We start from the raw sequence: 6,316 nt of genomic DNA on the forward strand, positions 1-6,316 counted from the left end.
TGGAAGTACCCCGGTGAGTTGTGACTATTGGAGTTAGAACGGCCGAACGACGACCAGAATTACGATTGCCAGCAATATCAGAACCGGCACTTCATTGAACCAGCGATAAAAGACATGGCTGCGGGTGTTTTCGCCACGGGCAAAACGTTTCACCTGTGCGCCGCACATGTGGTGGTAGCCAATCAAAATCACCACTAGCGTCAGTTTGGCGTGAATCCACGCGCCTTGGCTGAAGATGCTTGGGTTCAGCCAGATCAGCGCGATACCGAAAATCAGCGTGGCGATCATCGCCGGGCCCATGATGCCTCGGTACAGCTTGCGCTCCATGAGGCTGAAGCGTTCCTTGCTGACGGTGTCTTCACTTTGAGCGTGATAAACGAACAGGCGCGGCAGGTAAAACAGGCCGGCAAACCAGCAGACCATGCTGACGATATGAAGCGCTTTGAGCCACAGATAGAGCATTTTTGGTTATTCCCAGGTTCACGGTAGCCCGAATAGTAGAGGCTTGACTGTCCGCACGTCACCTAAGCGGTTGTCGCAGGGCCGCATGGCCCCTATTATCGACGGCTTTCCAGTGGGTTCGTTGAGGGCAGGTTTATGGTCAAGGTCGGTATCGTCGGCGGCACGGGTTACACCGGTGTCGAACTGCTGCGTCTGTTGGCACAGCATCCGCAAGCTGAAGTGGTCGTGATCACTTCCCGATCCGAGGCCGGTCTGGCCGTGGCTGATATGTACCCGAACCTGCGAGGCCATTATGACGGCCTGGCCTTCAGCGTTCCGGACATCAAGACACTGGGCGCCTGTGATGTGGTGTTCTTCGCCACGCCTCACGGTGTTGCTCATGCGCTGGCCGGCGAACTGCTGGCCGCTGGGACCAAGGTCATCGACCTGTCGGCGGACTTCCGTCTGCAAGACTCCGTTGAATGGGCCAAATGGTACGGCCAGCCGCACGGTGCGCCGGAGCTGCTGGAGGAAGCGGTCTACGGTTTGCCGGAAGTCAATCGCGAGCAGATCAAGGACGCTCGCCTGATCGCCGTGCCGGGTTGCTATCCAACCGCCACGCAATTGGGTTTCCTGCCATTGCTCGAAGCCGGGCTGGCCGATACCACGCGTTTGATCGCTGACTGCAAATCCGGTGTCAGCGGTGCCGGCCGTGGCGCTTCGGTTGGTTCGCTGTACTCCGAGACGTCGGAAAGCATGAAAGCCTACTCCGTCAAAGGTCACCGTCACTTGCCGGAAATCCGCCAGGGTCTGCGTCGTGCAGCGGGCAAGGACGTCGGTCTGACGTTCGTTCCGCACCTGACGCCAATGATTCGTGGCATTCATTCGACGCTTTATGCGACCGTCGTCGATCGCTCGGTGGACCTGCAAGCGTTGTTTGAAAAGCGCTACGCCAATGAACCGTTCGTTGACGTAATGCCGGCCGGCAGCCATCCGGAAACCCGCAGCGTGCGTGGCGCCAATGTTTGCCGTATCGCCGTGCATCGTCCTCAGGACGGTGATCTGGTGGTGGTGTTGTCGGTGATCGATAACCTGGTCAAAGGCGCGTCGGGTCAGGCGGTGCAGAACCTGAACATCCTGTTCGGTCTGGATGAACGTCTGGGCCTGTCCCACGCCGGCATGCTGCCGTAAGGCTTTATCCCGTTCAGCAAAAAGGCCCGTCTGACGGGCCTTTTTGCGTTTGAACCGGCAATCGGGTTTATTGATATACCGTAACAATAGTTGACCGATTTTCTAGGAGAAGCGGATAATGCGCGTCATCACGCATTATGGCGGCGTAACGCCGGGAGATAGTCAGCATGAGCGTCGAATCCTTCACCCCCACCGCTTTGCAATTCACCCACGGTGCCGCGCACAAGGTGAAGAGCCTGGTCGATGAAGAGGGGAATGATCGCTTGAAGCTACGCGTATTCGTTACGGGCGGCGGTTGTTCAGGTTTTCAGTACGGCTTTACCTTCGATGAAGAAGTGGCCGATGACGACACCATCGTCGAGCGCGAAGGTGTGAGTCTGGTCGTAGACCCGATGAGCTTCCAGTACCTTGCCGGTGCCGAAGTGGATTATCAGGAAGGTCTGGAAGGTTCGCGTTTCGTGATCAAGAACCCGAACGCCAGCACCACGTGTGGCTGTGGCTCTTCGTTCTCGATCTGATCGCGTTTCACCGCATTATCAAGCGCCGCATGGCTTCAGGGCTTTGCGGCGTTTTGTTGTCTGGGATTTGATGGACAGTCAGGCCGGGTAGATGGCGCCGAGTACGCGCAGGCCGCGAGCGCCGGTGACGCTTGGGCGGTTGGCGGCGATGCCTTCCAGGCAGCAATGAGCCAGCCAGGCGAAGGCCATGGCCTCGACCCAGTCAGGGTCTACGCCGTAAGCGGCGGTGCTGCTGACTGTCGCGTTGGGTAGCAGGCTGGCCAGGCGCTTCATCAGCGTGGCGTTGTGCGCGCCGCCACCACAGACCAGCAACTCCTGAGTGTCCGATTGGGCATGCCGCAGTGATTCGACGATGGTCAGCGCGGTCAGCTCAAGCAGGGTTGCTTGCACGTCTTCAGCGGCGAAGGTCGGCAGCTTCGAGAGGTGCTGTGTCAGCCATGGCAGGTTGAACACTTCGCGGCCGGTGCTCTTAGGGCCTTTGGTCACAAAAAACGGGTCGCTCAGCAATTCATTCAGCAGTATCGGTTCAACCTTGCCGCTGGCCGCCCATTGACCGTCTCGATCAAAGTTGTCGCCGCGTTGCTGATGAATCCACGCATCCAGGAGGACGTTGCCGGGACCGCAGTCGAAGCCGGCGACGGGCCTGCCGGGTTCGATCAGGCTGAGGTTGCTGAATCCGCCAACGTTCAATACCGCACGATTGCCGGCACGTTCTTCAAACAACGCTTCGTGAAAAGCTGGAACCAGCGGTGCGCCTTGCCCGCCAGCGGCCACGTCACGGCTGCGGAAATCGCTGACCACGGTGATGCCGGTCAACTCTGTGAGCAAGGCGGGGTTGCCGATCTGTACCGTGAAGCCGCGTGCCGGTTCATGGCGAATGGTCTGGCCATGGCTGCCAATCGCGCGAATGTCTTCGGGTTTCAGGTTGTGCTGATGGAGGAGGGCGTTAATGCCCTGAGCGGCCAGTTTCACCCAGTTTTGCTGGGCGATTGCGGAGCGGGCTATCTCGTCCGGGCCGCTGGCGCACAAGCCAAGCAGCTCGGCGCGCAGGGAAACAGGCATTGGGGTGTAGTGCGTGGCGATCAGGTTGATCGCCGGGGTCAGCTCGATCAGCGCGATGTCCAGGCCATCAAGACTGGTCCCGGACATCACACCTATATAGAGCGTCATGGCTTAGCGCTTGCTCGAGGCGAGCATGGTGGCTTTCTCTTGATCCATGCGCGCCATCAGCGGTTGGCTCTGCGCAAGGAAGCGTGAGCGTTCAGCTTTGGAGATCGGGTCGGCCATCGCAACCTTCTGGCCCAGTGGGTCGACATGCACGCCATTGACCTGGAACTCGTAGTGCAAGTGCGGGCCGGTAGACAGGCCGGTAGTACCGATGTAGCCGATCACCTGGCCTTGCTTGACGCTACTGCCAGTCTGCACGCCTTTGGCGAAGCCTTGCATGTGGCCGTACAGGGTGCGGTAAGTATTGCCGTGCTGGATGATCACGGTATTGCCGTAACCACCACGGCGACCGGCCAGCAACACTTTGCCGTCACCGGCGGCTTTGATCGGAGTGCCGCGTGGTGCTGCATAGTCGACACCTTTGTGGGCGCGAATCTTGTTCAGGATCGGGTGTTTGCGGCCCATGGAGAACTTCGAGCTGATGCGGGCGAAGTCGACCGGCGTGCGGATAAACGCCTTGCGCATGCTGTTGCCATCAGCGGTGTAGTAGCTGCTGTTGCCTTGCTTGTTGGTATAGCGCACGGCGGTGTAGGTCTTGCCGCGGCTGGTGAAGCGTGCGGAAAGGATCGGACCGTTGCCGACCGCCTTGCCGTTGACGACTTTCTGCTCATAGATCACATCAAACTCGTCACCCTGGCGAATATCCTGGGCGAAGTCGACGTCGTAGCCAAACACACTGGCCATGTCCATGGTCAGGCTGTGAGACAGGCCGGCACGCGCGGCAGACTGCGACAGCGAGCTGTTGATCACGCCATGAGCGTAGGCAGAACGCACGGTAGGCTTGGCGGTAATGCGGTTGAACGTATAACCCTTGTCACTCTTGGTCAGGGTGATGCTTTCGAGGTCGCTCACTTTGCTGTGCAAGTTGGTCAGCTGGCCGTCGGGGGTCAGTTCGAATTCGAGTTTCTGGCCGTGTTTGAGTTGGCTGAACTGCTTGGCCTGCTTATCGCTGGCCAGCACTTCGTGCACCGAAGTGGCTGGAAGGCCGACTTTCGCGAACAGGGTGGAAAGGGTGTCGCCTTTGGAGACGATCACTTCCCTGTGGCCTGGCGCCTTCTTTTCTTCGGCGGCAGGCGTCGGTGCTGGAGCCGGCGCTGGTGCGGCCTGGGCTGTTTCCTGCGGTTCTTCGGCGCTGTTTTCGATCTGCGCGAAAGGGGAGGCTGCCGGCTCATTTGTGGCTTGAACGGCTTCAGCAGCGTCTTGATCTTGTGTCAGTTGTTCAGCAGGGCTTTCCAGTTCAAGACTCAGGGTCGTCTTTTTGGCTTCAACATCACTGGAAGGGAATACCAGAAGCGCCAGGCTCAGAAGAGCAGCGATACCACTTGCTGCGAGCAGGTGGGTCTTCGGGTAAAGCGGTGGCGCTTTAGACGATTCTTTGGTCATAGGTAATTTTTGACTTTGAAAAAGATGAATTGGAAAAGATGAATGACATGATGAAGATGAAATAACTGTATAAAATATAACCAAATCATCTCTGAAGCAAGTCCGTGGTCACTCTGCCAGCGGATTGGCGTCATTGCGCCGGCCAAACTTTGTATTTGACGCGTGATCTTGTATGGTTGGTTCCCTTTGAATTCGAGCCTTGCGGGTCTGTTATGAAGTCGGTTGAAGAGCAGCTAGCGCTGATTAAACGTGGTGCGGAAGAATTGTTGGTCGAGTCCGAGCTGATCGAAAAGCTCAAGCGCGGCCAGCCGCTGCGTATTAAGGCAGGCTTCGATCCGACTGCGCCGGATTTGCACCTGGGTCATACCGTGCTTATTAATAAGCTGCGCCAGTTCCAGGAGCTGGGTCACCAGGTGATCTTCCTTATAGGTGACTTCACCGGGATGATTGGCGATCCGAGTGGCAAGAGCGCGACGCGTCCTCCGCTCACCCGCGAGCAGGTTCTCGAGAATGCCGAGACCTACAAGACTCAAGTCTTCAAGATTCTTGATCCAGCCAAGACGGAAGTAGCGTTCAACTCCACCTGGATGGATCAGATGGGGCCGGCGGACTTCATTCGTCTGACTTCGCAATACACCGTGGCGCGCATGCTTGAGCGCGACGACTTCGACAAGCGCTACACCACCAACCAGCCAATCGCTATTCATGAGTTCCTCTATCCGTTGGTTCAAGGGTATGACTCGGTTGCTTTGCGCGCGGATGTCGAGTTGGGCGGTACCGATCAGAAGTTCAACCTGCTGATGGGGCGTGAGCTGCAGCGTAGTTATGGTCAAGAGGCTCAATGCATTCTGACCATGCCGTTGCTCGAAGGCCTGGATGGCGTGAAGAAGATGTCCAAGTCCTTGGGCAACTACGTCGGTATCCAGGAAGCACCGGGTGTCATGTACGGCAAGCTGGTCTCTATTCCGGATGCGTTGATGTGGCGCTACTTCGAATTGCTCAGTTTCCGCTCCATGGATGAGATCAATGCATTCCGTGCCGATGTCGAGGCGGGTGCCAATCCGCGTGATATCAAGATCAAGCTGGCTGAAGAAATCGTTGCGCGTTTCCATGGTGAAGAGGCTGCGGCCAATGCTCATCGTGCGGCGGGCAACCGTATGAAGGATGGCGAGCTGCCGGACGATCTGCCAGAGATCGAACTGACTGCTGCTGAAGACATGCCGATTGCTGCTGTCCTTAATAAGGCAGGCTTGGTGAAGAACTCGGCGGTGGCGCGTGATCTGCTGAATTCCGGCGGTGTGCGTATAGATGGTGAGGTTGTCGATCGCACCTTTATATACGTACTGGGTGCGACCCATGTTTGCCAGGCTGGAAAGAAGGCATTTGCGCGTATTACGCTCAAATCTGAATAAAGCTGAAATTAAGGGTTGACGGCAGATTCTGGAAGTCTATAATTCGCCCCACTTCCGGCGCAGTCGAAACGGAAAACTCCTTGGTAAACAAAGAGTTACGCAGTTTTCGACAGCGAGTTGCTTCAGGTCATCGAAGCCCAGAAG

At 57.4% G+C, this 6,316-nt stretch carries 6 protein-coding genes; 3 read left to right on the top strand and 3 right to left on the bottom strand.

Annotation, left to right across the window (positions count from 1 at the left end; all coding sequences use genetic code 11):
- Positions 1 to 33: 33 nt before the first annotated feature.
- Positions 34 to 462: a protoporphyrinogen oxidase HemJ gene (gene hemJ / locus ACRC4F_RS05805; protein WP_219096887.1), complete on the bottom strand. Its 429-nt coding sequence runs from the start codon at positions 460 to 462 to the stop codon at positions 34 to 36.
- Between the two features lie 135 nt (positions 463 to 597).
- On the opposite strand from hemJ, the gene argC reads away from it, so the two are divergent.
- Positions 598 to 1,632: an N-acetyl-gamma-glutamyl-phosphate reductase gene (argC, locus tag ACRC4F_RS05810; protein WP_109635271.1), complete on the top strand. Its 1,035-nt coding sequence runs from the start codon at positions 598 to 600 to the stop codon at positions 1,630 to 1,632.
- 167 nt (positions 1,633 to 1,799) lie between these two features.
- Positions 1,800 to 2,150, top strand: coding sequence for an iron-sulfur cluster insertion protein ErpA (gene erpA / locus ACRC4F_RS05815; RefSeq protein ID WP_007947969.1), 351 nt, complete (start codon positions 1,800 to 1,802; stop codon positions 2,148 to 2,150).
- A 78-nt stretch (positions 2,151 to 2,228) separates the two neighbouring features.
- On the opposite strand, the gene ACRC4F_RS05820 is transcribed toward erpA, so the two are convergent.
- Positions 2,229 to 3,320 carry an anhydro-N-acetylmuramic acid kinase gene (locus tag ACRC4F_RS05820; protein ID WP_438658485.1) on the bottom strand — a complete coding sequence of 364 codons (1,092 nt, stop codon included), beginning with the start codon at positions 3,318 to 3,320 and terminating at the stop codon, positions 2,229 to 2,231.
- 3 nt (positions 3,321 to 3,323) lie between these two features.
- Complete coding sequence (locus ACRC4F_RS05825) at positions 3,324 to 4,760, bottom strand: peptidoglycan DD-metalloendopeptidase family protein (protein ID WP_438658486.1); 1,437 nt, start codon at positions 4,758 to 4,760, stop codon at positions 3,324 to 3,326.
- Positions 4,761 to 4,972: 212 nt separating this feature from the next.
- On the opposite strand from ACRC4F_RS05825, the gene tyrS reads away from it, so the two are divergent.
- Positions 4,973 to 6,172 (top strand): tyrosine--tRNA ligase, encoded by a 1,200-nt coding sequence (gene tyrS / locus ACRC4F_RS05830; RefSeq protein WP_438658487.1) that lies wholly within the window; start codon positions 4,973 to 4,975, stop codon positions 6,170 to 6,172.
- The last annotated feature ends 144 nt before the right edge of the window (positions 6,173 to 6,316 follow it).

Origin of the sequence: Pseudomonas sp., assembly GCF_051660785.1 — a bacterium.
Classification (GTDB): domain Bacteria; phylum Pseudomonadota; class Gammaproteobacteria; order Pseudomonadales; family Pseudomonadaceae; genus Aquipseudomonas.

Coding starts and splice junctions, on each gene's coding strand:
- hemJ (WP_219096887.1), bottom strand. CDS start 462: ATGCTCTATCTGTGGCTCAAAGCGCTTCATATCGTCAGCATGGTCTGC.
- argC (WP_109635271.1), top strand. CDS start 598: ATGGTCAAGGTCGGTATCGTCGGCGGCACGGGTTACACCGGTGTCGAA.
- erpA (WP_007947969.1), top strand. CDS start 1,800: ATGAGCGTCGAATCCTTCACCCCCACCGCTTTGCAATTCACCCACGGT.
- ACRC4F_RS05820 (WP_438658485.1), bottom strand. CDS start 3,320: ATGACGCTCTATATAGGTGTGATGTCCGGGACCAGTCTTGATGGCCTG.
- ACRC4F_RS05825 (WP_438658486.1), bottom strand. CDS start 4,760: ATGACCAAAGAATCGTCTAAAGCGCCACCGCTTTACCCGAAGACCCAC.
- tyrS (WP_438658487.1), top strand. CDS start 4,973: ATGAAGTCGGTTGAAGAGCAGCTAGCGCTGATTAAACGTGGTGCGGAA.